At 71.0% G+C, this 25,097-nt stretch carries 28 protein-coding genes and 3 pseudogenes; 19 read left to right on the top strand and 12 right to left on the bottom strand.

What is annotated here, in order from left to right; genetic code table 11:
- Positions 1–63 precede the first annotated feature (63 nt).
- The 3 genes from ACPU2J_RS01150 to ACPU2J_RS01160 all read left to right on the top strand — a co-directional run bounded on the left by ACPU2J_RS01150 (position 64) and on the right by ACPU2J_RS01160 (position 1,884).
- Positions 64–459, top strand: a complete 396-nt coding sequence (locus ACPU2J_RS01150) for a hypothetical protein (protein WP_420082146.1) — start codon at positions 64–66, stop codon at positions 457–459.
- A gap of 176 nt (positions 460–635) precedes the next feature.
- On the top strand, positions 636–905 hold the full coding sequence (locus ACPU2J_RS01155) for a hypothetical protein (protein WP_423832488.1): 270 nt from the start codon (positions 636–638) through the stop codon (positions 903–905).
- A 232-nt stretch (positions 906–1,137) separates the two neighbouring features.
- A complete protein-coding gene (locus tag ACPU2J_RS01160) occupies positions 1,138–1,884 on the top strand; it encodes a DUF6193 family natural product biosynthesis protein (protein ID WP_420082144.1) in 747 nt (248 codons plus the stop codon).
- Positions 1,885–1,961: 77 nt separating this feature from the next.
- Here the strand turns inward: ACPU2J_RS01160 and ACPU2J_RS01165 are convergent.
- Positions 1,962–2,454: pseudogene (locus ACPU2J_RS01165) on the bottom strand (formylglycine-generating enzyme family protein).
- Between ACPU2J_RS01165 and ACPU2J_RS01170 the strand changes: the two are divergent.
- The 7 genes from ACPU2J_RS01170 (at position 2,408) to ACPU2J_RS01200 (ending at position 5,292) form a co-directional block, all read left to right on the top strand.
- Complete coding sequence (locus ACPU2J_RS01170) at positions 2,408–2,533, top strand: hypothetical protein (RefSeq protein ID WP_420082546.1); 126 nt, start codon at positions 2,408–2,410, stop codon at positions 2,531–2,533. The pseudogene ACPU2J_RS01165 and the gene ACPU2J_RS01170 sit on opposite strands and share 47 nt — an antisense overlap.
- A gap of 86 nt (positions 2,534–2,619) precedes the next feature.
- Positions 2,620–3,024 (top strand): hypothetical protein, encoded by a 405-nt coding sequence (locus ACPU2J_RS01175; protein WP_423832489.1) that lies wholly within the window; start codon positions 2,620–2,622, stop codon positions 3,022–3,024.
- Between the two features lie 178 nt (positions 3,025–3,202).
- Positions 3,203–3,619 (top strand): hypothetical protein, encoded by a 417-nt coding sequence (locus tag ACPU2J_RS01180; RefSeq protein WP_423832490.1) that lies wholly within the window; start codon positions 3,203–3,205, stop codon positions 3,617–3,619.
- 187 nt (positions 3,620–3,806) lie between these two features.
- Complete coding sequence (locus tag ACPU2J_RS01185; RefSeq protein ID WP_423832491.1) at positions 3,807–4,151, top strand: hypothetical protein; 345 nt, start codon at positions 3,807–3,809, stop codon at positions 4,149–4,151.
- Positions 4,152–4,520: 369 nt separating this feature from the next.
- Complete coding sequence (locus tag ACPU2J_RS01190) at positions 4,521–4,682, top strand: hypothetical protein (protein ID WP_423832492.1); 162 nt, start codon at positions 4,521–4,523, stop codon at positions 4,680–4,682.
- A 51-nt stretch (positions 4,683–4,733) separates the two neighbouring features.
- On the top strand, positions 4,734–4,976 hold the full coding sequence (locus tag ACPU2J_RS01195; RefSeq protein ID WP_423834917.1) for a hypothetical protein: 243 nt from the start codon (positions 4,734–4,736) through the stop codon (positions 4,974–4,976).
- Positions 4,977–5,037: 61 nt separating this feature from the next.
- Entirely contained in the window at positions 5,038–5,292 is a 255-nt protein-coding gene (locus ACPU2J_RS01200) for a DUF6193 family natural product biosynthesis protein (protein ID WP_420082139.1), read from the top strand.
- A gap of 94 nt (positions 5,293–5,386) precedes the next feature.
- Here the strand turns inward: ACPU2J_RS01200 and ACPU2J_RS01205 are convergent, their stop codons facing one another.
- Together ACPU2J_RS01205 and ACPU2J_RS01210 are read right to left on the bottom strand one after the other, a co-directional pair.
- Positions 5,387–6,268, bottom strand: a complete 882-nt coding sequence (locus ACPU2J_RS01205) for a virginiamycin B lyase family protein (RefSeq protein WP_423832493.1) — start codon at positions 6,266–6,268, stop codon at positions 5,387–5,389.
- 25 nt (positions 6,269–6,293) lie between these two features.
- On the bottom strand, positions 6,294–7,958 hold the full coding sequence (locus tag ACPU2J_RS01210; protein ID WP_423832494.1) for an ABC-F family ATP-binding cassette domain-containing protein: 1,665 nt from the start codon (positions 7,956–7,958) through the stop codon (positions 6,294–6,296).
- Positions 7,959–8,071: 113 nt separating this feature from the next.
- Here ACPU2J_RS01210 and ACPU2J_RS01215 point away from each other — a divergent pair, with 113 nt between their 5' ends.
- Both ACPU2J_RS01215 and ACPU2J_RS01220 read left to right on the top strand, forming a co-directional pair.
- Positions 8,072–8,728 carry a TetR/AcrR family transcriptional regulator gene (locus tag ACPU2J_RS01215; RefSeq protein WP_420082137.1) on the top strand — a complete coding sequence of 219 codons (657 nt, stop codon included), beginning with the start codon at positions 8,072–8,074 and terminating at the stop codon, positions 8,726–8,728.
- Positions 8,729–9,242: 514 nt separating this feature from the next.
- Positions 9,243–10,763, top strand: coding sequence for a catalase (locus tag ACPU2J_RS01220; RefSeq protein ID WP_361596501.1), 1,521 nt, complete (start codon positions 9,243–9,245; stop codon positions 10,761–10,763).
- 493 nt (positions 10,764–11,256) lie between these two features.
- Here ACPU2J_RS01220 and ACPU2J_RS01225 read toward each other — a convergent pair whose 3' ends face one another.
- Positions 11,257–11,418 carry a hydrophobic protein gene (locus ACPU2J_RS01225; RefSeq protein WP_423832495.1) on the bottom strand — a complete coding sequence of 54 codons (162 nt, stop codon included), beginning with the start codon at positions 11,416–11,418 and terminating at the stop codon, positions 11,257–11,259.
- 292 nt (positions 11,419–11,710) lie between these two features.
- Here ACPU2J_RS01225 and ACPU2J_RS01230 point away from each other — a divergent pair, with 292 nt between their 5' ends.
- Positions 11,711–11,884: a CsbD family protein gene (locus ACPU2J_RS01230; RefSeq protein WP_326479435.1), complete on the top strand. Its 174-nt coding sequence runs from the start codon at positions 11,711–11,713 to the stop codon at positions 11,882–11,884.
- A 110-nt stretch (positions 11,885–11,994) separates the two neighbouring features.
- Here the strand turns inward: ACPU2J_RS01230 and ACPU2J_RS01235 are convergent, their stop codons facing one another.
- Positions 11,995–12,903 (bottom strand): GNAT family N-acetyltransferase, encoded by a 909-nt coding sequence (locus tag ACPU2J_RS01235; RefSeq protein WP_420082136.1) that lies wholly within the window; start codon positions 12,901–12,903, stop codon positions 11,995–11,997.
- 330 nt (positions 12,904–13,233) lie between these two features.
- Here ACPU2J_RS01235 and ACPU2J_RS01240 point away from each other — a divergent pair, with 330 nt between their 5' ends.
- Positions 13,234–13,539, top strand: coding sequence for a hypothetical protein (locus tag ACPU2J_RS01240; RefSeq protein WP_423832496.1), 306 nt, complete (start codon positions 13,234–13,236; stop codon positions 13,537–13,539).
- A 294-nt stretch (positions 13,540–13,833) separates the two neighbouring features.
- On the opposite strand, the gene ACPU2J_RS01245 is transcribed toward ACPU2J_RS01240, so the two are convergent.
- The 5 genes and pseudogenes from ACPU2J_RS01245 to ACPU2J_RS01265 form a co-directional block, all read right to left on the bottom strand.
- Positions 13,834–14,868, bottom strand: coding sequence for a hypothetical protein (locus ACPU2J_RS01245; protein WP_423832497.1), 1,035 nt, complete (start codon positions 14,866–14,868; stop codon positions 13,834–13,836).
- A 698-nt stretch (positions 14,869–15,566) separates the two neighbouring features.
- Entirely contained in the window at positions 15,567–15,812 is a 246-nt protein-coding gene (locus tag ACPU2J_RS01250; RefSeq protein WP_420082133.1) for a hypothetical protein, read from the bottom strand.
- Positions 15,813–16,422: 610 nt separating this feature from the next.
- Positions 16,423–16,896: pseudogene (locus ACPU2J_RS01255) on the bottom strand (LuxR C-terminal-related transcriptional regulator); the annotation flags it as partial.
- Between the two features lie 610 nt (positions 16,897–17,506).
- On the bottom strand, positions 17,507–18,169 hold the full coding sequence (locus ACPU2J_RS01260) for a hypothetical protein (protein ID WP_423832498.1): 663 nt from the start codon (positions 18,167–18,169) through the stop codon (positions 17,507–17,509).
- A gap of 165 nt (positions 18,170–18,334) precedes the next feature.
- Positions 18,335–18,724, bottom strand: coding sequence for a VOC family protein (locus ACPU2J_RS01265; protein WP_423832500.1), 390 nt, complete (start codon positions 18,722–18,724; stop codon positions 18,335–18,337).
- Positions 18,725–18,979: 255 nt separating this feature from the next.
- Between ACPU2J_RS01265 and ACPU2J_RS01270 the strand changes: the two are divergent.
- Positions 18,980–19,429, top strand: a pseudogene (locus tag ACPU2J_RS01270) (DUF5959 family protein).
- Between the two features lie 795 nt (positions 19,430–20,224).
- Here the strand turns inward: ACPU2J_RS01270 and ACPU2J_RS01275 are convergent.
- Positions 20,225–20,374, bottom strand: a complete 150-nt coding sequence (locus ACPU2J_RS01275) for a hypothetical protein (RefSeq protein ID WP_423832502.1) — start codon at positions 20,372–20,374, stop codon at positions 20,225–20,227.
- Entirely contained in the window at positions 20,362–21,045 is a 684-nt protein-coding gene (locus ACPU2J_RS01280; RefSeq protein ID WP_423832503.1) for a DUF1963 domain-containing protein, read from the bottom strand. The genes ACPU2J_RS01275 and ACPU2J_RS01280 overlap by 13 nt, the downstream gene beginning before the upstream one ends.
- 151 nt (positions 21,046–21,196) lie before the next feature.
- Here ACPU2J_RS01280 and ACPU2J_RS01285 point away from each other — a divergent pair, with 151 nt between their 5' ends.
- The 4 genes from ACPU2J_RS01285 to ACPU2J_RS01300 all read left to right on the top strand — a co-directional run bounded on the left by ACPU2J_RS01285 (position 21,197) and on the right by ACPU2J_RS01300 (position 24,980).
- Complete coding sequence (locus ACPU2J_RS01285) at positions 21,197–21,934, top strand: DUF6193 family natural product biosynthesis protein (protein ID WP_423832504.1); 738 nt, start codon at positions 21,197–21,199, stop codon at positions 21,932–21,934.
- Positions 21,935–22,168: 234 nt separating this feature from the next.
- On the top strand, positions 22,169–22,891 hold the full coding sequence (locus tag ACPU2J_RS01290) for an SMI1/KNR4 family protein (protein WP_423832505.1): 723 nt from the start codon (positions 22,169–22,171) through the stop codon (positions 22,889–22,891).
- Between the two features lie 230 nt (positions 22,892–23,121).
- Positions 23,122–24,462, top strand: coding sequence for a DUF6348 family protein (locus ACPU2J_RS01295; protein ID WP_423832506.1), 1,341 nt, complete (start codon positions 23,122–23,124; stop codon positions 24,460–24,462).
- Complete coding sequence (locus ACPU2J_RS01300) at positions 24,459–24,980, top strand: hypothetical protein (RefSeq protein WP_420082124.1); 522 nt, start codon at positions 24,459–24,461, stop codon at positions 24,978–24,980. The genes ACPU2J_RS01295 and ACPU2J_RS01300 overlap by 4 nt, the downstream gene beginning before the upstream one ends.
- Positions 24,981–25,097: the final 117 nt, after the last annotated feature.

Below are 25,097 nucleotides of genomic sequence, written 5' to 3' on the forward strand. Positions count from 1 at the left end.
GGGCGATGGCCGAGCATCCCTTCATTATCGTCAATCAGACGAAAATAGGTTAGGGTCGGGACCGTGAACGACAACACGACGAACGAAGCCGACACCGAACTCGCCACGCGCGCGGCCGAACTGGTGAGCCGCTGGGTGTCGGCGGAGACTCCCCTGACGGAGAGCCAGGGATGGGAACTGGTCGGCCTCCAGCACCCGGGCTCAGGTCACGGGGAGATGTACGCGTGGGGCAACGTCCGCGCATGGGAACGCGAACTGGCCGCCGTCCTGGCCACCGACGACGGCACCCCTGAGAGCAGTGAGCGCATCGCACACGCCAGGGCCGCAGCCGTGACGGCCATGCGCGACATGCTGCTCGGCGGCATCCCCGCGGGGGAGATGGAGAACCGGATCTGGCGAGGGGGCGAGGGCCCTGACCCCCGCGAGCAGCTCCGCCACTTCGTCGCCACCCACGCATAGCCCCATCACCTGGGGACAACCGCTGGCGCAACCCCGCGGCGGCCCGCCCTCCCCCGGCGCATCGTCCAAGGCGAGCCGGGAACAGCGGATGATCAACTCATGCCCATGAGCCGAAGTGCCTTCGACGGCGTCCCTCTGACCACGCTCTCCCCTTTCCTGTCGTGGAGCGTGCGGCTATGGGCGATCAGCTGGCGTTCCGGCTCTGGGTCGTGTGGACGGGCGAGGGCCGGCTCGCCGTCGAGGCGGCGGTGAGTGTGGCCTGCTGGTGCGACACGGATCACACCACCCATGACGTGGACGCTTTCAGACTGCTCGTCGGCGAGGAGAACTCGCTGCCCGGCGCCTTCCGGGCACGCGCTGAGCGTCTGACCGGATGGCTGGCCGACCCCGGCGACGCCGACCACTGGCGAACCCGTGCAGGTCTGCCCACCCGACGTCCAAGGTGACGACCGGCTCGAGCCGTTCACGGACGCCGGCCAGGGACAGGCCGTGGGCGAGCACCGGGAGCACCTCGCCGTCGCCCCGCCCGGCTCGCACGGCCCCGCTCGACGGATACGCCGCCGGCGTGCTCTTCCCCGTGCCCGCGCGCCCAGGGGTGCAGGGAACGGGCCGTGACGCCCGGTTCGGCGGCAGCGACGCTCGCACACGTGACCGACCCGGTGGGGCAGAATCAGGCCCGTGACCACAGCTTGGGACCCCGCCGTCCTCTACCCCGACATAGCGGCGCACGGAAGCCTCGCCGCAGCGCTTCGGGCCGCGGCGGGCGGTCGCCTCGACGGCGTGCGACTCACCACACCGAAGTACGCCCCGCTGCGTGGTGTCAAGGTCCACTGCCCCCTGCCGCACCGCAGACCCCTGGGGGTCGATGCGGCTCACCGCGAACGGAAGTGGTCGATCCGGGGCGGCGACGGCTTGGAGGACATGACGCTCCTCGACGGCACGACAGACGACCTGGAGGAAGTCGCCAAGGCTGCGCTGGCCTGGCATGACGGGGTCGCGCTGAAGGACATCCGCGGGGTGGCCCCGTTCGTCCACCTGACGGGCCGCTTCGAGGTCCCGGACCTCGACCCGGCGGGCATGGCAGAGAGCGCCTGGCAGCACCTGCTCACCGAGGCGCGTGAGCTGGAGTCCGCCTGGCAGCCCGCCTACCAGGCCCTCGTCCAGGCGGCCCACGCCGAACCGGCGCTGCGGCGGCTCTACCCGTTCGCCGGCCACGGGATACTCCGCTTCTCGACCAGGACACGCCCGGGCCTCGCCGCCGTCGGCGCGTCCCTGGTGGTCGGCGACGGCGACCGGTACGCGGTCACCGAGGACTTCCCCTTCCCGAACGAGGACGACCCCGTCTTCAGTACGGCGGCCCAGGCCGTGGCGGCAGCCGTACGCCGTCTCCCGACAGACCTCGGCCCGGTCGTACTCGGCTGCTGACCCGGAACTCCCCGTGGATCACGCCGTCGCCCGGTCGACCCCGCGAGGGCCGGGCCGCACACGACGTGGACCAGTGATCAGCGCACGACGGAACGGGCCACGCGGAGTCCCACGTCGTCGACCTGGAACGTCGGGTGGCTGCAGCGACACACGGAGGCCCGGCAGCTCCAGGGCTCATCGAACCAACCACCGCCGCGGAGCACCCGGTAGGTGCCATAGACCTCGGGGTCGTAGACGTCCCAGCACCAGTCCCAGACGTTGCCGAGCATGTCGTGGAGCCCCCACGGGTTGGGGCGTTTGCCGCCCACCTCGTGGATGCGCTCGTGCGAGTTGCCGCGGTACCAGCCGATCTCGTCGAGTTCCCCGTAGCGCGGCCCGGTCGTCCCGGCACGGCAGGCAGGCGTGCTCCCACTCGGCCTCGGTCGGCAGTCGGTACCCCTCGGCGGACGCGTCCCACTCGATGCCTTCGGCCTCGGTACGGAAGTGGTACGCGGGCGTGAGGCCGGCGCGCCGGGACAGGGCGTTGCAGAACCGCGCCGCGTCCCACCAGGAGACGGACTCGACGGGCAACCGGTCCAGGGTGCTGCTCGGCCGCCGGCCGGTGATCTCCGCGTACCACACCTGCGTGACCGGGAACGCCGACCAGTGAGCGGACCGCCTCCGTCGGCTCCCGGCCATGGCGAGCCGGTGGGGGTCGGTTCCTCCTCGTGGGGTGCTGTCGGGCAGCATGGGCTGATGGAATTCGATCAGCCGGTGCCGCGCGAGGTGAAGGTCATCGACACGGCCTCGCTGTGCAGGCTGCAGGAGCGGGCAGGGGACCTCAGCCTGAACGCGCGACTGGACCCGTCGTGGGTGCGGGCCAATGCGGCGCCCGACGGCACCCACTACCTGTGGCCGGCCTTGTGGAACAGCCTGTCCCACCGCCCGGACGTTCCCCGTCAGCTTCGGTGCGAATTTCTGATCACTCTGCATGCCGGAGACCACGTGGTGAGTTGGCTGGACGTGCTCCCCGAAGACTTCGCCCCGCTGCCGCGGGTGACCTCCCGCGAAGTAGGCATGCGAGTCAGCCGGCTCCTTGACCGTTCTCCTTCGGTCAGGGATTGGCTATTGCGGGAGGGCGGGGGCCCAGGCCGGCTGTGACAGGTGTCGTCGACGGATGAGTGCACCTCCGAGGGAGGAGGAAGGTTTCCCCGGCACCTCACAGGCCTGAAGATGGAAACATCATGAGTCGCACACCAGATCCAGCCGTCCTCTACCCGGACGTGGCCGCCCACGGCAGCCTTGCCGCTCACTCCAAGCCGTAGCTGCCGAACAAGGCATGTCCCTTCCCCTGGCCGTCACCCCGTCCGATCCCCTGCGTCATGCCACGATCACCAGCGTCGTTCCGCATCGCCACTCGTCTCACGTCACGGCGTGGCCTCACGAGCGGCGCTGGAGCGTCCACGGCACGTCGAACGGCAGACGCATGATCTGCGGCGACACCGGGGGCATCCATGCGCTTCCCTCCGTGATCCACGCCTGGGCGGAGGGGGCCGGCCTCGACGACATCGGGCAGGCCGCGACCTTCGACCTCCTGACGGGACGTGTCGAGGTCCCCGACAACAACCCCGCCGACGTCATCGCCTCGGAGTGGCAGTGGTTGAGCCTCTGCCAACTTGAAGTCGCAGGTAAAAGGGCTGGTGTGATCGGCCTTCCGCGTGCTCGTGCTGGTCGTGGGCGGTTGTCTATTGTGTAGATCGTTTGCCAGCGGTCGGCTGTCGGTTCTTGACGTACGTCTCGTGATCTCGAACCCTCGGCGGATTCGTGCAGGTCCAAACGGGTGAGGGTGAAACCTTCCTGCAGACGGAGACGCAACCGGGGCGGTCCCGGGCGGGGAAAGGGGTGCTGACAGCACATCCTCCCTTTCAGCGAAGGACCAACCCATGCGCTTGCGCAACACCGTGGCCGCCGCCCTCGGCGCCCTCCTGCTCTCCGCGGTCCTGCCGACCTCGCCCGCCTCGGCCGCCACCGGCGACTTCGTGTACACCTACGTCGGCCTCAACGGCCTCAACCTGCGAGGTGAACTCAGCAACCCGGACAGCGGGCAGTGCATCAACATCCCCGAGACGGTCGGCTCGGCCCTGCCCGCCCTCGCCCCCCGCAACTACACGACATCCACCGCCACCGTCTTCCTCGAAGCGGACTGCGACGGCGACGTCTTCCGCACCCTGGCCCCCGGCCAGAGGCTCGGCAACAGCCTGCGCCTGCGCTCCGTCGTCTTCAGCTGACACCCGCCCCACCCCGCGACAAGGCCGGGCCCCTTCCACGAACGGGCCAGGCCCCACGACAGATACATGCCTCGCCTCGGGGGCGTACCGGCGCCGCGAAGACGCCACCTGAGCGGGATCCGGACGGGGCGGCGGATGTCCCTGGGCCCGCGCCCCGGACAGCCCCGCGGGCCGGATCCCGCCGCCCCACCCGAGGAACCCGCACTCGCCGCCTGACTGCACGGTACCCAGTGCAAGGGCATCGACGAGACCGTGGACTACGCGGCGGCAAGGCCGAGCGCCTGCGCCATGGCTCCTTTCCCAGCCCTGGAGCGGCGAGCACTCCAGTTCCTGCCCGCCGGGGCCGGACAGCCCTCTACGATCCGGTGCATGCTGGATCCCGAGCTGCTGGAACGGATCACCGCGCGGCGCGCGGAACTGGACGAACTCGAAGAACAGCTGGCCACCCAGCTGGTGGAAGTGCGCGCCGAACGGGACGAACTCGCCGTCGCCGAAAGCGTTCTTGAGCGGATAGCCGGGCAGCTCGCCTAGGAACGCGCCTCCGCCAGGCCGCTGCCGGGGCAGGTGGGCGGCCAGGCGGTGATGCTGATCCCGCACCGCGAGCCGGGCCAGGAGGAGGACACCCTGGCGCGGGACTACCAGCGCATCATCACCGCCGTGCAGCAGGCCGCCAGACCGGTCATGGCCCGCGAGGTCGGCGAAGTGGTGGGGGTGGACGTCAGCGTGAAGTCCAAGCTGGAACCGCTGCGCGGCAAGCTGCTCAGACTCGTCGACCGCGGCTGGCTCCGCAAACTGCCCGACGGCCGGTTCACCACCCGCCTGTGACCAGCAGCACCGCCACTCGGAGCGGCCCGGCACGGGCGATACCCGGTTGCTCCCGAAAGCCGTGCTCCGCGGACTCTACCCCTCCACCAGCCACCGGTCCCTCGGCTTCTCCAACACGCCTGAGCCCCCGCTCTCCCCGTCCTTCGTCTCGATCGACTCCCCCAGGGGGACGGGCGGCTACACCATCAGGGAAGGGGGAGGCGGCCCCGCCCTGCATCACGTGTCCACGGCCGCCGAAGCGATCGTCATCGCCGTCGACCGGATGCCCGCCGACCTGCTCCAGACGTCCTCAGACACACCTGCCCGCACCATCTGAGGAGCGGTACGGGCCCGGTCCTCGGGGGCGGCGGGCGCCTCAGGCGCGCAACGGGGCTTCCACCACGCCCACTTGTCGGCCAGGGCCGGCACCGTCACCGGCTGACGTCCCAGCGGGTGACCTCGCCGTTCTCCTGGGCTACGTACAGGGTGCCGTCGGGGGCGAAGGCGAGGCCGTGGGGTTCGCAGGCGGGGGTGGGGAGGGGGAATTCCACGACGGTGCCGTCCGGGGCGACGCGGCCGATGCGGCCGGTGGCCCATGCCGTGTACCAGCAGGAGCCGTCAGGAGCCACCGCCACGGCGTGCGGGCGGCACTGGGGGTCCGGCAGCGGGTGTTCGGTGATTCCGGCGGGGGTCAGGTGACCGATGCTGCCGACGGCGATCTCGGCGAACCAGAGGGTGCCGTCCGGAGCGGCGACGAGTCCGACGGGAGCAGCGCCGGGGGTGGGCAGGGGGTGGAGGGTGGTCTCGCCGGTGACCGTGGTCCGGGCGAGGGCGTTGCCCTGGTTGAGGGTGCACCACAGGGCGTCGCCGGTGGTGGTGGCGAAGGACGGGAAGGAGCCGTCGGGGAGCGGGTGTTCGGAGAGCTCGCCGGACGGGGTCAGGCGGGTGAGGGTCGCGCTGTGCAGGGTGGTGAACCAGACGGCACCGTCAGGGCCGGCGGTGATGCCGTACGGGCCTGGGCCGGAGCCGGGGACGGGGTAGGAGCGGGCTTCGCCGTCGGGGGTGATGCGGCCGATGCGGTGGTCGCGGTTGCGGGTGAACCACAGGGCGCCGTCGGGGCCGGTCGTGATCAGGGTCGGCCCGCAGTCGGGGGAATCCAGGGGGAACTCGTCGGTCCGGCCGTCGGGGGTGAGGCGGGCGATGCGGCCGGCGTGGACCAGGGTGCACCAGATGTTTCCGTCGGGGCCGGGGGTGAGGGCGTAGGGGCCGGCACCCGGGGTGGGAAGGGTGTACGTGTGGATCAGGCGGGTCAAGAGGAGGCCTTCCGGAAGGGGTGGTTCAGGCCGCGATGGCGGCGGCCGGGACGGGGGCGCGAAGGATGAGGCGGTCACCCTGCCAGCGGGCGCACAGGCGGCGGTCGTGGCTGACGACGGCGACGGCGCCGGGGAAGGCGGCCAGGGCCTCGTCGAGTTCTTCTGCCAGCGCGGGCGAGAGGTGGTTGGTCGGCTCGTCCAGGAGGAGGACGTCGGCCGGTTCGGTGATCAGCCGGGCCAGGGCGAGCCGCTGTCGCTGGCCGGCGGAGAGGGTGCCGACCGGGGTGGTGAGCTGTCCGGGCGCGAACAGGCCGAGCGACAACAGCTGTTCGGTGTGTTCCTCGGGCGTGCCGGGGCGGCCCGCTGCGAAGGCCGCGAGGAGCGGGCGGCGGGCGGGTCCCGGGTGGTTGTGCTGGGTCAGCAGTCCGGTACGGGCGTGGCGGACGACGCGGCCCCGGTCGGGGGTGACGGTGCCCGCCAGGACGCCGAGCAGGGTGCTCTTGCCGGCGCCGTTCGGCCCGGTGATCAGGAGACGGCCGCCGGCCGGCAGGGCGACGTCCACCGGTGCCAGGCGGCCTGCCAGTGACACTCCCTCCGCCGTGAGGGCGGGGCCAGGGGTGGCGGCAATGGTGGCTGTGTCGGTGTCGGTGTCGGTGGCAGTAGTGCGTGGGACGGCGGTGAGGCGGAGCGGGTCGGCCGGTGCGGGGACCGGGTGGGCCAGCAGGCGGGCGAGACGTTCCTCGGCGTTGCGGACCCGGCCGGCCAGGGATTGCTGGACCCGTCCGGCCGCACGGTTGTAGGCCATCTTGTTGCCGTCCTCCATGGCCCGGCCGGGAGCCACTCTGCGAGCGGTGACGGCGGCGGACTGCCGCAGCCGGCCGATCTCCTCGCGCCATGCGGTGTGGGCCTGGGAGCGGCGCCGGTGCTCGGCGGCGCGGCCGGCGAGGTAGCCGGCGTAGCCGTTGCCGTAGCGGACCGCGCGGTGCGGGTCGCCGCCGACCTCCAGGAGGACGGTGGTGGTGCGTTCCAGGAACCGGCGGTCGTGGGAGACGGCGACGGTGATGCCACGCCGGGTGCGGAGGTGCTCCTCCAGCCAGGTCAGGGCCGGGTGGTCGAGGTGGTTCGTGGGTTCGTCGAGGAGCAGGATCTCGGGAGCGGAGGCCAGCAGGGCGGCCAGGCGCAGGCGGACCTGTTCGCCGCCGGAGAGGCTGCCGACGGTGCGGTCACGGGCCAGTCCGAACAGTCCGAGGCCGTGCAGGGCGCGTTCGATGCGGGCGTCGGCGTCGTAGCCCCCGCGCAGTTCGAAGGCGGTGAGGAGGTCGGCGTAGGCGGTGAGGGTCTCGTCCGCGGCGTCACCGTCGGCCATGCGGGCCTCGGTGTGGCGTAGGCGGTCCTCCAGGACGCGGAGTTCGGCGAGGGCGCGGTCGAGGACCTGCTGGACGGTGAGGTGGGCGGGGAGGTGCTCCGCCTGGGCGAGGTAGCCGATGCCGCCTTCGGCGCGGACGGTGACCGTGCCGCCGTCAGGGCGTTCGGCTCCGGCGAGCAGGCGCAGGAGGGTCGACTTGCCGGATCCGTTCTCGCCGACGATGCCGAGGCGGGTTCCGTCGGTGACGGAGCAGTCGACGGAGTCGAGGACGGTGCGGCCTGCGTAGGACTTGCCGAGGTCAGTCGCGGTGAGCTGTGCGGTCATGGAGCGGCTCCGGGGGTTCGGGGGCGGAGGAGAGTGCGGGAGCGGCGGCGTGGTGGCGGATGAGGGTCATCGAAAGCTCCTTATAGCGACGGATGTTGCTTTAAGATCGTTCCATGGATGTTGACGCACAGGCAAGCGAGAATTCCGGCCATGGGGACCATCCGGATCCGGCCGCACCACGACGTCGGACGGGCGGGCGGAGCGCCCGGGTCCGGGCCCAGGTGCTGGCCGCGGTGGGCGAGCTGCTCATGGCGGGCGGGTACGACGGGCTGACCGTCGAAACGGTCGCCGAACGGGCGGGCGTGCACCGCACCACCGTCTACCGGCGCTGGCGCGACGTCGGCGGACTGCTCGCCGACGTGCTCGACGCCGCGTCCGACGACGCGTGGAGCCCGCCCGACACCGGATCGCTGGAGGGGGACCTCACCGCACTCAACCAGGAGGTCTACCAGGCCCTGGCAGGCGGCGGACCCAACCTGACCACGGCACTGATCGCCGCCGGATTCCGCTCGGCCGAGGCGGCGGGCGCCCTGGCCCGCTTCTGGGAGGACCGCTACGCACGCTGCGCGGTGGTCGTCACCCGTGCCACCGGGCGGGGCGAGCTGCCGGGCCCCACGGACGCCCGCGCGCTGCTGGTCGCGGCGACCGCCCCGCTCTACCACGAGCTGCTGCTCCTACGGACGGCCCCCGACCCGGCCCTCCCCGGCCGCGCCGCGGCGGGCGCCGCGGCGGCGGGGCGAGCGGGCGCCTACGGGGTCCCGGAGGCCTGACGGCGGACGCGTTCTCCCGGCGGAGCCGAGGGCACGGGGGTCTCCCCCGCGGGCCGGGCGCTTCGCTCCGAGGCGTGCGGTCGGACCGGACAGCACTCTCTTGGGCGCGGTGGGCGCCGTATCGGTGCCCCGTCATGTACGCGGGCACTCTCGGATCTTCGGTAACGGGCCGCGAGCCTGCCCCCGGCAGGACACCCGGTCAGCGAGGACCTTCCACCGAGCGGCCTGACCGCGCCACACCGCGGTCCAGGAGTTCCGGGAGTTCCGCGTCGACCGGCGGCATGCCCGAACACAGCCCGACCGGGCGGCAGGTGCACGCACGCGCCGTTTCACCCGGAAGGCCGTCGACGGGAGGCCGGGCGAGGTGACTGTCCGTACATGCGTTTGCCATCGGCAGGACGGGGCTAGGCGTAGAGCTGCGGGTGGTGGTCTTCGCGGAGCGGACGTTCACGGGACTGCCACCGGGGACGCTCCTGAACCGCATCGGCGTCCTGCTCCGAGAAAGGAAGGCTCCATGACCAACGTGACACCGGCCACCACCACCGATTCGGGCGCGCCCGTCGAGAGTGACGAGCACTCGCTCACCGCGGGTCCCGGCGGGCCGATCCTGCTCCAGGACGCCTACCTGATCGAGCAGATGGCCCAGTTCAACCGGGAGCGGATCCCCGAGCGGCAGCCGCACGCCAAGGGCAGCGGCGCCTTCGGTCACTTCGAGGTGACCCATGACGTCAGCGCCTACACCAAGGCCGCCGTCTTCCAGCCGGGCGTACGGACCGAGCTGCTGGCCCGGTTCTCGACCGTCGCGGGCGAGCGCGGGAGCCCGGACACCTGGCGCGACCCGCGCGGTTTCGCGCTGAAGTTCTACACCAGCGACGGCAACTACGACATGGTCGGCAACAACACGCCGGTCTTCTTCGTCAAGGACCCGATGAAGTTCCAGCACTTCATCCGCTCCCAGAAGCGCCGCGCCGACAACAACCTCCGCGACCACGACATGCAGTGGGACTTCTGGACCCTCTCCCCCGAGTCGGCCCACCAGGTGACCTGGCTGATGGGCGACCGCGGGATCCCGCGTACCTGGCGGCACATGAACGGGTACACCTCGCACACGTACATGTGGATCAATGCCGCCGGTGAGCGGTTCTGGGTGAAGTACCACTTCAAGACCGACCAGGGCATCGAGTGCTTCACGCAGGACGAGGCCGATCAGATGGCCTCGGCCGACACCGACTACCACACGCGTGACCTCTTCGAGCACATCAGGGACGGGGAGTTCCCGAGCTGGACCCTGTACGTGCAGGTGATGCCGTACGAGGAGGCCGAGGGGTACCGGTTCAACCCGTTCGACCTGACGAAGGTGTGGCCGCACGGCGACTACCCGCTGATCCAGGTCGGACGGATGACGCTGGACCGCAACCCCACGGACCACCACGCCGAGATCGAGCAGGCCGCGTTCCAGCCGAACAACTTCGTCCCCGGCATCGGCCCGAGCCCGGACCGGATGCTGCTGGGCCGGCTCTTCTCGTACGCCGACGCGCACCGCCACCGCATCGGCGGGAACTACCAGCAGCTCCCGGTCAACGCCCCGGTCGTGGACGTGCACACGTACTCCAAGGACGGCGCGATGGCCTTCCGGAAGACGACCGACCCGGTGTACGCGCCGAACTCCAAGGGCGGTCCGGCGGCCGACACCGAGCGGTACGGGCAGCCGCCGAGCTGGGAGACCGACGGGGCGATCACCCGCAGTGCCTACGTGTCGCACGCCGAGGACGACGACTGGGGCCAGGCGGGCACGATGGTCCGCGAGGTCCTGGACGACGCGGCCCGCGACCGGCTGGTGGAGAACGTCGTGGGGCACCTCCTGAACGGGGTGACCGAGCCGGTCCTGGAGCGCGCCTTCCAGTACTGGTCCAACATCGACAAGTCGATCGGCGAGCGCATCGCGCAGGGCGTGCGCGCCAAGGCGGCCGAGAAGGACCCGAAGGCGGCCCAGCAGGGCAACCCGGCGCGGAGCAGCATGCAGGACAAGGCCTGAGCGTTCACGTGCGGGCCTGCTCCGCGGGCGCGCGGACCCGAGCGCGGCGCCGCAGCACGGTGTGGGCGGGCTGAAAGGCCCGGAGGGGCCGGCCACTCTTGTGATGGCCGGCCCCTCCCGGGCCTTTCGACTGCCCGGCTCTGGCTCGCGCTCTGACGAGCTCGTGCTGGTCGATCTGAGCTGCCTGACCAGGAAGTTGATCCACCACTTCAGGGCCTCACACACGCACTCGGCTTCGTCGCCATGTCCCTGGCCGACCGCATCGTGGCCGACTGCAGCCGCGTCACCACGCCCCTCCGGCAGGCCCCGACCGGGGAACACCGCCGATGGCCACGGGCGACGAACCGGGACGGCCGCTGCCCGTGGAGGTCAGCAGGCTCCCTGCTGCGTCACGACGACCGGCCCGGCCACCGACATGACCATGGCCTGTTGCTTCCCCACTCGGGGAAGCAACAGGCCATGGATCCCGACCGACAGCCGGTTCGCTGCCGGGCTACCAGCGGTACCAGCGGCCGCTACTGCCCTTGGGACGGGCGACGAAGCCGACCAGCCAGAGCACCAGCACCGCCAGCGCAACCCACCACAGGACCTCCATGGCGAAACCGGCACCGAACAGGATCAGAACGAGAAGCAGAACAAGAAGCAGGGGAACCATAGTCATCAACCTCCGACCCACCGAGTGCCCGGCCAACCCACCCGCCATGCGCACGACTTTTACGGGTTCTTATCCACGCAGGCGGGCAGCAGGAACAGCCCCTCCTCCGGCCGACCGATGCCCCGCACGGCGCGGGGGCACCGATACCCAGACCCGCCCTGCGGAATGCGCGTCGGCCACGCAGCGCGGCCGCCCCGATCCGCCGGCCCGCCAGAACGACCGGGTTTACCGGCCGGGATCGTGAGCAGGCGAGTGGTCACGACCAACCCGGTACAGCAACGAGGAGGTCCCGATGTCGGGCACGGAGAAGACCAAGGCACACGCCGAGCAGGCCAAGGGCAAGGCCAAGGAAGCCCTGGGCCGCATGACCGGCAACGAGCGGATGACCGCCGAAGGCCACGCCGACCAGGCCAAGGGCAACGCCCGCCAGGCCAAGGAAGACATCAAGGACACCTTCCGCCACTAGACCTTCGGACACACCCCCGTGCTGAGCCCCGACCCCCTTCCCCCCGGGTCGGGGCCCAGCCACGTTCCGCCGGCCCGGCCCCGTTCTCGGGCCGGACCCCTCAGTGCGTGCTACTCCTCGCCAGGCCGCGGGGCCCGCGGGTGGAAGTTGATGCGTTCACGTATGACGGGGAAGCCGGCCTTGGCGAAATTCGCGGCCATGGGGAAGTTGCCCTGGTCCGTCGCTCCGCTGACGAAATCCGCGCCCTGCTCGACCAGGAGGTGGGTGCACTCCGCGAGGAGGTCGTAGGCGTAGCCGCGACCACGTTGTTCCGGGACGACTCCGATGAAACCGATGGTCGGGCCGGAGGGGTTGTGGGCCGGGATGTGGATGCCGGCCAGGTCGCCCTCCGGCGTGTGCGCGATCTGCCACCACTCCCGTGGGGAGGGGCACCAGTGGAAGAAGTCGATTTCCTCCTGGGCGGCACGGTCGAGGCCGCCCTCCTCGATGGCCCTGAGCGCGTGGGCGTCCAGGGTGACGGAGTGGATGCGGCGCAACGCGTCGAAGAACACGGTGTCGTCGGGTTCGGCGCTGAAGCGCAGGCGTCCGGGCCGCTCGGGCAGACCTCGCTGCGGGGTCCAGCGGTACAGGAAGCGTTCCACCAGGAGTTCGTACCCTGCGGCGCGTGCGGCGGCGAATCGCGCCTCGGCTGCGACGCGCAGGTCAGTGGCTTCCCGCCAACCGCCGGGCAGGTTGATCTCGAGTTCGACCCGCCAGGGCGCGGAGCGAAGGAGTTCGGCTCCGGCCTCCTCCTCGCCCTCGGCCACATCGAACCAGTTGATGTTGACAGGCTCCGAGTCGTCGGGTCCGCCCCACCACGCACCACGTGCGACGACCTCGCCGTCGCGCAGAGCGACGCGCTTCCAGTCGGGGCGGAACCGGGTACGCCGATGGCTTTCGCCGGCCCCGAGAGGGTCGGGGTGTGCGTCGAAAAGATGCGCGTCGCTCGCGGAGAGCGCGCGGATGACCGTATCGGTCATGGATTCCTCCGGGATCAGGCTGCTTGAAAGCGCTCCCGGTCAGGACTGACGAACTACGCCTGGACAGCGGAAGAGGGAGCGCGGGAGAAGTGTGGACTGCACGACACTCGCCTCCTTCCGTTCGTCTCAGGGCGTGAAGCCACACAATACGCAGGCTTCCGCAGGTCCGTCCACGAATTTCCTCGCCACTGCAGGAGGGGTTCGCGGAACGATGCAGAGCTGTGGATTGTGATGCGCGGACCAGGCCCGTGATGGACGCGAACGCGAGCCGGCCGTGCCGGGGCGCCGCCACCGGTCCGCCTGTCCCACCACAGCACTAGGCTGCACGGCATGTCCGCGAACATCTCCTTCACCTTCCGCGTCACCGGCATCGAGGACGAGGCCCAGGCACAGGCGGTCGTCGAGGAGCTCCTGGAGCTGATGAGCGACGAGAGCATCGGCGGCCAGGTGAGCATCGGCATCGTTCCGGAGCTCGGCAGGCACGTCGTCAGCGGCGGAACCGACTTCCCGGTCTCCGTAAGCCGCGCCCACCTGTGGTGCCCGGAGTTCGAGAAGTCCGTCGCCTGGTACGCAAAGGAAGCCGCGCCCGCCGCGACGTGCGCGGTCGAGTGGAGCTACCCGGACGAGGAACACTGACGCGGGGCCTGCCACCGATCCGGTCCGGAGTGCCGGGCCGCTCCAGGCCTCGGCACCCGGGCCGCCCTACGCCGAGGAACCAGCCGGGGTGGTCGCGCGCGCCCGCGATGCGGCGGCCGGCCGGCAGCCGGCCCCGGGCAGCGATCCGGGCCCGGCCCGACAACACCCGCCGGCCCCGCCGCCCCGATCCGGAAGCGGAGCGGCCTCACCACGCACGCCCCGCAGGGGCGCAGCCGTACTCCCAGGGCCACGGACCGGCCCATGCTCCGCGTCCCGCACGACGGGAAAACCCCGCTAGGGCTGGGCAAGCTCCTGGAAGAGCGCGCCGATCTCCACCCGGTCGGCGACCAGCGGGAGGGTGTCGAAGTACAACTCCCACTCACCGCCCGAGCCGAAGCGCTCCACGATCCCGAACGGGATGTCCTTGCCCTTGGGCCCGGAGACCGTGCCGTGCCACTCGACGTAGGTCGTGGTCCCGCCGAAGGCGACCTGGCCGGCCTTGAAGCGGACGTCCGCCGTACCGAAGAACCGCTGGAGGTAGGCCCGCTTGCCGGCCTCCGTCGCCAGCGGAGCGTACAGCCCCGGCCCCGACAGCCGCGCGTTTCCCATCCGGGCCAGCAGGGCCTCGACGTCCTCCCCGTTCCATGCCGCCAGGCGGCCCGGGATCTCCGCAGCCCTCAAACGCCCAGGTGCCGGGCCCCGGGAAGCAGCCGGGCCGGAGTCCGCGATCCCCTCGAACAGGCCCCCGGGCACCAGCTCCGGGACCGTGTCCCGGAACAGGGCGTAGCGGTCGTAGTAGCGGCGGGCCTGGAGACTCTTGCCGTCGTCCCCCAGGACATTGCGCGCGATCTGCGGGTAGGCCACCTTGTGGCCCTTCAGCGTGACCTCGTTCCACTGGCCGAACATCATGACGCCGCCGTCGACCACCACGTCCGTGCCCCGGTAGCGCAGGTCGGGTACCAGCCTCAGGGATCCGGTGATGGAGGTGCCGATCACGGTGTGGCCGCGCTGGGGAGCGCTGCCCGCCTCCCAGAGGGTGGCCTCCTCGTCGAAGATGTCGAGATAGGCCTTGACCCGGGGGTGGCTCAGATCCCCGATGGCCGGCAGGGCGCCGGTCGGCAGTTCACCGAAGGCGATCTGGCGCCGCATGAACGCGCAGGCGTTCGGGGTGATCCGGCCCTCCAGCCGCTCGACCTTGGCGCGCGCCTCCGGGCAGTCGCCGCGGGCGGCGGCCTCCCCACCGGCCGGCAGCGCCGCTGCCGAGGTCGCCACCCCCGCGACGACCGCCGCCACCGCGACTCCCACCACACCACGCCGACCCGCGAACATCCGTACCTCGCCTCGTTCCCGCCCGATGCGGCCCGTTGCCGCTCGTGCGGGGACCAACATGCCCGTCCGCCGGGGCAAGGGTCGATTACTCCTGAGGTAATGGCCCAGGCCAGAGAGGGTGCGAGCCTTCTCCCCAGGCGGGCCTGGCGCAAGGAGCCGCGGCCCGGGTAGCAGTCGTCGCTCGGCACCGGCTGATACGACGGCCATGCGCACCAGGAGCAGCACGATTGAGCGGCACGACGGGCCACATCCAGGAGTCGGCGGGCTGCCGCGGAAGGCAGACCTGGCGGCCGCCCAAGAGGTGTCCTGAGTACGGGAAGGGGGCGCCCATGCCGGCCGTCAAGCACAGGGACGGTGCAGCCCATCCAGACGATGTCCAGAACGGACAGGGGCCGCAGCACACGGTTGGCGAAGCAGATGACGGACAGCCGGCCGGCGGACACGATGCGGATCTTCCTTCAGGGCTCTGAGAACTGTGGGGTTGCCCCCGATCGGCTCCAATGGCCGCGTCGGTCGACGGCTGGGGCCGGTCGGCCAGGTCGCGGCGGCGCGCTTCGGCGTCCCGGGCACGGGCGGCAAGGCGTGCGACTGCGGTCAGGACCGGTCGGCCTCCGTCATGAGCAGGCGCAATCGGCGTACGGCTGCGGTCACGGGAGAACGGTGCGTCGACCGCGTGTCTCCCAGCGGGCGCCGATCCGTCAGGGGGCCGTACGGGCTTTCAACCGGGCTGCGGCAAGGACGAGTTCTTCCGGCGTGGTCGGCTTGTCCAGGAAGAAGGCGATGAGGGGCCCTTCCTGACCATGGACGATCACCTGGTCGTCTCCTTCGGCGGTCAGGTGCAGCTCGCGCCAGGGCCTGCTGAACACCAGGGCGGTGTCCAGCCACAGCTGGAGCCGGCGGCTGGTGAGCTGCAGGTGACACGGGTCCCGGACGTCCGGCGCCACGGGATGGATCGGGCTGGGCCGCACGGGGCATTCAGTGAAGAGAACTTCCCCCGGTTCGAGCGAGTCGACGAGGGCTTCACGCCGGATCCCATCGGACCCGCCTTCCCGGGCGCCGCCCCACGCAGCCGCCGCGGCCACCGCAGCGGGCAACGGGACGGTGAACCACGCGCTGATACCGAGATCCCATCCCTTCACAACGAACGAGAGCCCGACCCCGGCGACAGCCAACAGCCCACCGACCGCACCCCACAGCATCGAACGGCGGACGCGCCGTCCCCGGGCCGCTTCCGCGTGATCCTCTCGGGCAGAATCACCTACGGCCACGTCTCCCCCACCTCCCGCCCCGCCGCAGCCACGGCTGTCTCGGCCGCGGGAAATCGGCCATGCGTACGAACCCGTGGCAACCGTACGCTCCTCACTGCACATCAGAGCGCCGAAGGAGCACGATCCTCCTGCCCGTGTGGTTAGGCCGCGACGCCGCGGAGGACCTCCCCGCCGTACGGGACGGCGGGCGCCGGAGCCGTGGTGGGGGCGGGGCCGAAACGGCAGCGGCTCGTTCACGAGACGTGAGCGACGGGCGTGTCCGAGAATCCGGGAGCCGGGGACACCGTCAGCGAGGCAGTGTGACGAGCCCCGTCTCATAGGCGGTGATGACGAGCTCGACGCGGTCGCGGGCGCCCAGTTTGGTGAGCAGCCGAGACACGTGCGACTTGGCGGTGGCCACGGTGAGGAAGAGGTCCTCTGCGATCTCGGTGTTCGACCGGCCGCGTCCGACCAGGGCCAGCACTTCCCGTTCCCGTTCGGTGATGCCTTCGACCGGCTGTGGTGAGCGCTCCGGGACAGTCGCGGGGCGCCCGATGAAGTCGGCGATCAGACGGCGCGTCACACCCGGGGCGATCAGTGCGTCGCCGGCAGCGACCACGCGGACCGCCGCGAGGATGTCGTCCAGGGCCATGTCTTTGACCACGAAGCCGCTCGCGCCGGCCCGGAGCGCTCCGTAGACGTGGTCGTCCTCGTCGAAGGTGGTCAGGATGAGGACGCGTGAGGTCGCCGGGCCGGCTGTGATCAGGCGGGTGGCCTCGATCCATGGCACTGGGCGTCCGCGGCACCGGGCGCACGATGTGGCCGGCCGCGCTCGTCCTCACCGTCGCGGCCGCCGTCGCCTCGACCGGGCTCGGCAGACAGGACCACGCCCTGGACCGGACCGCGGCGATCCGCTGGTGGACCCGCAGGACGGCGCATGTCCTGCTCGCGGGCACGGCCGCCTGCGGCAAGGTCCTCGGGCTCCGGGTCCTGGGCGCAGACCTGGGGACCACCGCGTTCGTGGTCCGGGACGCCGCCGGGCTGATGGGACTCGCGGCCCTGGGAGCCGCGGCGGTGATGCCTGTGACCCTCCTGCGCAGGCCCACGGATCGAATGCGTAAGCTGTGCACACCGCGGCGGGGGGACCGTAGCGCAGAGGTGGACGCGCCCCACTCATCAGGAGGGGAGGACGCCGGTTCGAATCCGGCCGGTACCCCCCGCCGTGCGTACTGCGGACGTCACGGCCAGAGAACCGTGGACGAGGTCTCGGCGGTCCGTTCGGCTCGCACGCCGCCGGGGTTTCGTGGTGTGGTCCCCGCCCGAGGCGGGGACCGAGCCGTTCCGCAGACACTGCGGGGGGGGCGGAGCAGGGGCCGGCGCCGGATGTCTGCTCAGCCGAAGCGCTTGATCTTGGGGAATTTCGCGTTGGTGTCGACGTAGTACTTACGGACCAGCGGACCGAAGCCGCCCTCCTCGTCACCGAGGATCATCGACCTGACGACACCCAGACTCTTCGCCGGGGTGAACTCCTCCGGCTTCGTCTCCGGCTCCCCCGCGACCAGCGCCTTCCACGCCGCCCGGGATTCCGTCGTCGCGCTGACGTCCGGGTCGAGGCCCAGGTAGTAGACGCGGTCGTCGGCGTCCTTCCCGACGGCCAGGAAGACGATCACGTGGAATCCGCTGGTGAACTTGCTCGTGGTCCCGCCCACGTGGTCGGCCGGACCGTTGACGTACACGGCACGCTCGGCCTTCAGGGCGATGTCGATGCCGGCCCACGCGGCCGAAGCACTGAGCACCGACCCGAGGTCGGCGGGCGTGAACAGCCCCTCCTTCGTGGGGCTGAGCAGAGCGCCGACCTTCTTGGCGCGCCCCTGACAGTTGCTGTCCATCATCTTCCCGAACCCGGAATCGACCGGCATCTGCAGCCAGCACACGAGGCGTTCGAGCCCGGTGCTGCCCTCGGTCGCGTCCACCGCCTTCGCGATCCGGTACCTGATCTCCTTGAGCGCCGGTGCGGGCTTGTCACCGGCCTGAACGTACGCCTGCTCGATCACGAAGCATCCCCCACGTCCGGGCTCCACGCGGTGCCCACCATGACGCACGGAGCGTACCCGCGAAGAAGCGGAGCGTGAAGACCCCGGTCCGCCCAACACCGACCCGCATCCCGGCAGTTGGCACTTCGCCGGCCCCCGATCTCGCTTCCACGCCGGGAACGCCGGTCAGCCGAGGTAGTCCGCGCGCCCCTCGTCATCGAGCTCGAAGGGTCCGTCCGGGATGATGCAGAACTCGTTGCCCTCGGGGTCCGCCATCACCAGGAAACCGCCGGAGTCGTACTCGTCCAGCCGGTGTCCACCGAGCGCTTCGACACGTGCCTGCTCGGCGGGAGGGTGGGGCGAAGTGATGTCGAAGTGCATGCGGTTCTTGCCCGACTTGGGCGTGCCGGTTCGCTGGAAGCCCAGTCCCAGCCCGTTCTCGCGCTGCAGCCAGACATAGGGCCCCATCCGGCCCACGACCGGCCGGCCGAGCAACACCGACCAGAACGCCGCAAGCCGCTCAGGGTCAGCGGCGTCGACGATGAGGGCATTGATGTGCAGAGGTGAGTCAGCCATGCCCCGATCCTCTCAGGACACACAGCGCCACTCAGCGTCGACTCATGTCTGACGCCGCGAAAGCCGTCTCCGCACGACCTGTATCACCCCGGCTTGGAACCTCACGAATATCTCGCCCCCCGCATCATGAAGTCCCTTGTCGAGCAAAGCACTTGGAAATTCCATCGAAACGCCTACGAGGGCCAGAACGCAACTCGTGCATGATGACCGAGAACGCTGACGATTTCGGGAGGGCGTGTGGGTGAGAACGCGGCAGTGGACCTGATCTGCCTGGTCGACACGGACAGCAGCGTTCGGGTACGCGTTCTGGGGCGGAACAGGCCCGGGGCCACGCCGTACAACGACTACCTTGATGCCGAGCTCGTCATCTCGAGCGTCTTCGTCAGCGGGCGCCTTGGGCTGTGCGTGTCGCCGGAAGCCATGGACGACTGGTGAACGGCCCTGAATGAGCTCTCCGACAGGCGGGAAATCTGCTGGAGGGCCACGGGCGACACCGAGATCCGGATTGATTTCGACAGGCAATTCTCGGTGCCCCGTCCCCTCGTCACGGTGGACGACGGTGGCGAGTCCGGGGTTTCGGTCCGCGTCGCCCTGGATCCGGGGGACTGCTGGGTGGACGAACAGCGTGAGCAGCTCGGACGGGTCCGGCAGACGTGGCCGAACAAGGTGGTGACGACGCCTCGGTCAAGGGACTACTGGCAGTGAGTTCAGGCGTCGCCGGCAGACGAGTGCCCATCCCAGGGTGAGGAGGGCTTCCTTCCAGGACCACGGACCTGCGGCAGGCCGTCCGCACAGTCCGCCCTCCTCAGGACGCGGGTTCATCCGGATGAGCCGAAGACCCACGGCCGCGGGCCCTCCGCAAGAGGTGCCTCGCAAGCAATGTGATCCAGACCGCCAGAAAAAGGGTCGCGACTGCCCTCAGCCAGGGGCGGTGCTGCCACTGGCCGCTGTCCACCCGCAGAACACGATGCTCAAGCACATCCAGCCAGGGCCGTTGAAGAACTCGGCCCTCGGGTCTTTGGGCATCCCGCCCTCCTCATTCCTCGTACGTCCCCACCCACGCGACTCCGGGTCTTGTTCAGGATCCGTTCCCTGTCCCCAGACGCTCGAGCCTGCGCTGCCGGAGTCGTTCGAACACTGCCGTGAGGCCGAGAACAGCGAACAGGAGACTTGCGGGCTTCTCGGTATCGGTCGACAGCGCCGAAAGGAGCACGAAGAGGAGCGTGACGGGGACGGCCACGCACAAACCGGCTTTGGCCGGATGTCGAGCCACACGTTTCTGGAGCATGGTCGGACGCCGCTGCCAGCCCAGGGCCCGGTCCGGAACCCAGAACGCCTGCCCGAAAGACCGCCGCCAATTCGCCACGAGAAGAAGAACATGGCAGCCGATCTGCCGGCCCCTGGGCGGCCGTGGCACCACCGCGTTCGGACGGATACCAGCTCCGCATTGCGTACGGCGGATTCACCCGCCGCCCGGCAGGCGGAAGCAGCACGCGGCGCTCAGGAACAGTCGAAGCGGTCCCGTACCGGGCGGCCCGGGCAGCGTCGACACTCGAAGAGGTAGACCCCTCCCGCGTCACCGAGCATGAGACCGGCGTCCTCGTACCGGACCCCCTGGTCCTCCACGGGAGTCCACGTCAGCCGGGACACGGCGTCCGCCTCCCAGCGCTCTCCACCGTCAGCAGGTGCTCCATCCGCTCCCCGCACCCGGCACAGTCCGGCCACTGCGGATCCTGGCACCAGCCGGGGTACCCGCCCAGCTTGGTCCCGGGCGCGGTGGCCAGGTGTCGCTGGTAGTCCCAGCCCGTCGCCGCTTCCACCTGCTCGAACCGCAGCTCCAGCCGATCCCACAACTCCTCGGGCAGATCCCAGCTCGGGTACTCGTCGACCAGTTCCGGGTGGACGACGCACGGCCTCGGGATCCTTCCGGACGGGACCTCGCCATCCACCACCGGTGCCTCGCGGACGGCACCGACGGCCGCCGCGTCCCGCCAGCGCACCTCGGGAAGCACCCAGCAGCCGTCGTGACGCCGCGGGCACCACAGCACCTGCAGCAGATCACAGCCGGCCGGGAACGGTACGAGCCCCAGGGCGTCGGCCGCGTGCACCTGCACGACCGGCACCATCGGAGACCGGTGGTGCTCCGGACACACGGGCCACTCCTCCTCGGCCGGCCAGAGCAGCGGACCGCCCACCGAACTGTCCCGGACCGTCGGAGCACCGGCGCGCGGATGCAGCCGCACCGTCCGCCTGCGGAGCGGGGCGACCTCGGGAAACAGCTGCTCCACGTCCAGCGGGCGGGGAGGGGTACGACGGGGCATGGGGCTCAGGCTACGTGCCAGCCCGCCGCAGGTGGGAGGGGATATTTTCGGGTCCTACCCGCGGCCGCGCCGTGGACGTGGACGTCGGGCCGGAGTTCCCCGGGCCCTGCCCCCGTTCAGGGGCGTGCTCGCGGGACGGCACACTGGGAGGATGCATTCCGACTCCGGCCCGCAGCCTGACCCGTACCCCGACCTGGACGCCATGGGCGGCCTCCTCTCGGCCCTGGAGCTGGCCGCGGCGGATCTCGGCGTCGAGATCGCGGTGGTGCCGGGTGACTGGGGGCCGGCGATGTCGGCCGGGATCGTCGCCTCGCATCCCGGGCGGAAACCGCTGTCCGTGAGGGTCAGACCCTCACGGCGATGGTTCGACGTCGCCGGCTGGAGCGAAGGCGTCGAGCTCGTCACGGGAGCGACCCCGGACCTCCACGACGTCGTGCGGGCGGGTGTGGCGTGGGGAGCGGGGAAGCGCCTCGCGGAGTTGACCGCCCTGTTGCCGTTCCTGCAGTTCGGTGAGCTCGCCGCGGCACACGAGCGGGGCCCTGCCGCCGTGGTGGACGTGCAGTGGCGCCTGATGCGGGAACAGGCAGCCACCGCGACGGAGTTCCGGGAGTTCGGCCTGCTCCTGGAGGCGGCTCACGCGGAACCGCGCTTGCGGCAGCTGTACCCCTTCTCCAGCCACTGGACCCTGGGCTTCGCCGCCCGTACCGGTACCCCTTGCCCGCCGGTGGTGGCCATCAGCCCGGCGTACGGCGACCGCCCGTACCGCGTCCGGGAGTACCCGCAGGGCGACTGCCTGGCCGAGGCCGCCACGGCACCGGAGGCCGTCGCCCTCGCGGTGGCCCGGCTGCCCGCCGGTCTCGGCGCCGCCGTCGCAGGCGCCGCGGAGTGAGCCGACGGGGATGGCCGTGGCCGCCGGCCGCCCGCTGTGCCGCGCGCGGTCGCTGACGGATAGGTTCCCGGGATGCCCGTGGAGCAATACGTCTACTTCGCCCTGTCCAGCAATCACATGTCCGCCCAGGAGATGACGGCGGTACTGGGGGTGGAGCCCGACGAGAGGTCGGTGAATTTCGTTCCTCCTCGCCACGGGAGCCGTCCTGGACGTCGACGCGTACGACATGACGGCATGAGCCGGGAGTTCGATCTGGCCGCGTCGCTCGCCCGGGGCATGGAGGACCGCAGTGGTGCGTGGAGCTTCATCGAGGGGTTCGCCGCCCACTGGGCCGAGCCCCTGCAGAGTGGTGACGGGTGGCCGGAAGAGGAACTGGTCGCGGCGGAGGAACGGTTGGGCGTCCGGCTGCCCGCGGCCCTGCGCGAGGCGTACCGGCTCTTCGGGCGCCGCCGGGATCTCACCGGCAACCACGACGTGCTTCTCGCCCCGGCCGCGCTCTACGTGGACGACTCCGGGGAAGCCCTGGTCTTCCGCGACGAGAACCAGGGCGCGGCGTCCTGGGGCATCCTCCTCGACGAGCTCACCGACGACGACCCCGCGGTGTTCGTCCGGCCCGACCTGGCGGTCAAGTCGGCCGAGCGGTGGGAAGCGTGGCTGGAAAAGCTGTCCCTCTGCTTCGTGGAGATCGTGCTCTCCGAGTCCGTGCTGGCCGACCGCAAGTGCTGCGACTTCCTCTACTCCGAGGACGACAGCATCGAGTTGCTGGAGCGGCACTGCGCCCGGTTGCACTTTCCGGCCTATCCCATCGGGGAGGAGGGGAACGGGATCCGGTGGTTCCTGGGCCCGGACGTGCTGCTGCGCGACGACCGCGGCCTGGCGATCCTGGCGCGCGGCCGGAAGGTGGAGGACCTCGACCGGTTGCGCGAGCTGATCCCGGGCGAGTGGCTCAACGCCTAGCCCAGGGCGGCCTGCCCTCCACAGCTGCCCACTGCACGCACCCGCGCAGGTGCAGGCGCCGTAAGCCGCGCGCCGTAAGCCTCACCGGAAGTACATCCGTCAGCACCTCGCACCGCCTGCCCGGCCCGATCCGCAGGCTCTCCGGCAGCGGGCACTCCGCCGCTGCCGCACAACGCCGGTGCGGAGACGCAGGTGGATCACCGGCGCCGCCTCCTCCGTATGATCCCCGCATGTCCTGGATACGCCGCCGCCTGCGCCGCACCGAGCACCGCACGGGCCGACTGCCCGATCTCGACTTCCTCTCGCTGGTCCGCGACGCCTTGGAGGAGCTCGCCCCCGGCTGTACGGCAGGCGCCGAACTCAAGGGCAACTCGCTACTCAGCCCGCACGGTTGGGCGGTCGCCGTCGGACCGCCGGGACACGGGGACGACCGGCACTACGACCTGATCGCCTTCCCGGACGTGAGCATCCAGCCCGACGTGCCCTGCTTCGTGGACTGCGTGGTGGTGGTCACCACTGCACGCGACGCGGCCGGCCTCTGGGCCCGCTCCGCCGGTGCCTGCCTGCTCGAGCTGCTCTACGAGCATGAGGAACTCGCCGAACGCCGGGGCCCCGATGACGAGCACGGTGTGCCGGGATGGCAGTCCATCACCTCGGGCGTGCTGGCCTACGGGCTCGCCGACCGGGAGAACGCCCGGCTCCAGCAGGCGCTGGTGGAGGCGGACGTACTCCGCGAGATCGCCGACTCCTTCACGGCCGACTTGGAATCGCCCTGGTTCAACGGCGTTCGGGTCTTCTACGGCGGTGCGCCGGGCGCCGTGGAGGCTGAGGTACGGGTCAACGGCGAGCGCCACGAGGCCGCCTCCGCCGCGCTGGCCGCGCTCGGCCTGCCGGAGCCGACGGTCTTCACCGTCGCCCGGTCCTTCACCCTGCTGCTGCCCGCAGACGCCGGCCAGGGGGCTCACGGCGACGGGGCCGACGGGTGTGGGTGCGGCGGCTGCCACTGCGGCGGCGCCCTGGACCCGGAGCATCCAGGCTTCGCCCACCTTCTGCCCCACCTCATCGGCGAACTCTCCCCGGCCGAGCAGGCGGAGCGGGTGACCGTCGACACCGGCGCGGTGATGGTCGCCCGAGATGTCGGCAACTTCCTCAAGGTCCGGCTGCCGATCCGCCTCGACGACGGCCGCACCGTGGTCCACCTGGCCTGGGTGGGCCTGGCCGCCGAAGTGATCGAGGACTACACCCGCCGGGTCCACGACGGCACCTTGGAGGGACACCGCTTCGAGGGACGGCTCGGCAACGCCATCGAGCCGTGGGGCGAGGAACTGCTCCAGGCACCCGTCCTCCTCGGCGGGCAGCGGGAAACGGCGGACGGGGGGATCCGGCCCAGCGAGGTCCTCGACTCCGAGCACCCGCTCCTGGCCCGGATCCTGCACGAGAGCTGGCCGGCCACGTTCGTACTCGGCGACCGCGCCCCGGGCCGGCCCTTTCCTGACCAGCGCCAGGTGCCCCACCCCGTGCGCCGTGGCCACGAAGCACCGGCCGGGGCAGCCGTAAGCTGCGCGTCATGAGCATGTGGGATGTGCTGCCGGACAGCGAGCGGCAGCGGTGGGTCCTCGACCCCTTCGTGGCCGTGGGCCCGTTGCGGTTCGGCATGAGTGCGGACGAGGCGTCGTCCGCACTCGGCTGGACCCGTGGGGTCGAGTACCAGGACGTTCCCCGGCTCGGCATCGCGCGCCACACCCACTTTGAGGCGGGTCTGAGTCTCTACTTCGCTGCCGGAGAGGGCCTGTGCGGGGTCGCGGCCGACGCCCTGCGAGGGCCGCAGATCGTCGTGGAGGGGACCGCGCTGGTGGCGCGGGTGCCCTCGGAGCTGGAGCAGTGGCTGTGCGAGCGTGCCGATGCACGCGAACCCTTCACGGAATTGTTCTCCATGCCGGGAGGGCAGGCGGGGTCGCTCACCCTCGGGGTCGTCCTGTGTGTGCAGCGGGCCGGCGACCGCTTGCTCAGCAGTCCGCTCTTCCTCACAGGCGACCTGCTGGACGACGCCTACCACCGCCTGCCGGCCGAGGCCTGGGCCATCCGCTGACCAGGAGTGTCTGCGGCCCGGGGCCCGGGGGTGCCGCCGGGGGGCGGCAGATCGACCGGAGAGTTCGGCGCAGGAGCGGACGCGACACCGGCGTGATCACGGCATTGTCAGTGGTGG

The sequence above is a fragment of the Streptomyces manipurensis genome (assembly GCF_049570255.1).
Classification (GTDB): domain Bacteria; phylum Actinomycetota; class Actinomycetes; order Streptomycetales; family Streptomycetaceae; genus Streptomyces; species Streptomyces manipurensis.

Coding starts and splice junctions, on each gene's coding strand:
- ACPU2J_RS01155 (WP_423832488.1), top strand. CDS start 636: ATGGGCGATCAGCTGGCGTTCCGGCTCTGGGTCGTGTGGACGGGCGAG.
- ACPU2J_RS01175 (WP_423832489.1), top strand. CDS start 2,620: ATGGAATTCGATCAGCCGGTGCCGCGCGAGGTGAAGGTCATCGACACG.
- ACPU2J_RS01180 (WP_423832490.1), top strand. CDS start 3,203: ATGTCCCTTCCCCTGGCCGTCACCCCGTCCGATCCCCTGCGTCATGCC.
- ACPU2J_RS01185 (WP_423832491.1), top strand. CDS start 3,807: ATGCGCTTGCGCAACACCGTGGCCGCCGCCCTCGGCGCCCTCCTGCTC.
- ACPU2J_RS01190 (WP_423832492.1), top strand. CDS start 4,521: ATGCTGGATCCCGAGCTGCTGGAACGGATCACCGCGCGGCGCGCGGAA.
- ACPU2J_RS01195 (WP_423834917.1), top strand. CDS start 4,734: ATGCTGATCCCGCACCGCGAGCCGGGCCAGGAGGAGGACACCCTGGCG.
- ACPU2J_RS01210 (WP_423832494.1), bottom strand. CDS start 7,958: ATGACCGCACAGCTCACCGCGACTGACCTCGGCAAGTCCTACGCAGGC.
- ACPU2J_RS01215 (WP_420082137.1), top strand. CDS start 8,072: ATGGATGTTGACGCACAGGCAAGCGAGAATTCCGGCCATGGGGACCAT.
- ACPU2J_RS01220 (WP_361596501.1), top strand. CDS start 9,243: ATGACCAACGTGACACCGGCCACCACCACCGATTCGGGCGCGCCCGTC.
- ACPU2J_RS01225 (WP_423832495.1), bottom strand. CDS start 11,418: ATGGTTCCCCTGCTTCTTGTTCTGCTTCTCGTTCTGATCCTGTTCGGT.
- ACPU2J_RS01230 (WP_326479435.1), top strand. CDS start 11,711: ATGTCGGGCACGGAGAAGACCAAGGCACACGCCGAGCAGGCCAAGGGC.
- ACPU2J_RS01235 (WP_420082136.1), bottom strand. CDS start 12,903: ATGACCGATACGGTCATCCGCGCGCTCTCCGCGAGCGACGCGCATCTT.
- ACPU2J_RS01240 (WP_423832496.1), top strand. CDS start 13,234: ATGTCCGCGAACATCTCCTTCACCTTCCGCGTCACCGGCATCGAGGAC.
- ACPU2J_RS01245 (WP_423832497.1), bottom strand. CDS start 14,868: ATGTTCGCGGGTCGGCGTGGTGTGGTGGGAGTCGCGGTGGCGGCGGTC.
- ACPU2J_RS01265 (WP_423832500.1), bottom strand. CDS start 18,724: ATGGCTGACTCACCTCTGCACATCAATGCCCTCATCGTCGACGCCGCT.
- ACPU2J_RS01280 (WP_423832503.1), bottom strand. CDS start 21,045: ATGCCCCGTCGTACCCCTCCCCGCCCGCTGGACGTGGAGCAGCTGTTT.
- ACPU2J_RS01285 (WP_423832504.1), top strand. CDS start 21,197: ATGCATTCCGACTCCGGCCCGCAGCCTGACCCGTACCCCGACCTGGAC.
- ACPU2J_RS01290 (WP_423832505.1), top strand. CDS start 22,169: ATGAGCCGGGAGTTCGATCTGGCCGCGTCGCTCGCCCGGGGCATGGAG.
- ACPU2J_RS01295 (WP_423832506.1), top strand. CDS start 23,122: ATGTCCTGGATACGCCGCCGCCTGCGCCGCACCGAGCACCGCACGGGC.
- ACPU2J_RS01300 (WP_420082124.1), top strand. CDS start 24,459: ATGAGCATGTGGGATGTGCTGCCGGACAGCGAGCGGCAGCGGTGGGTC.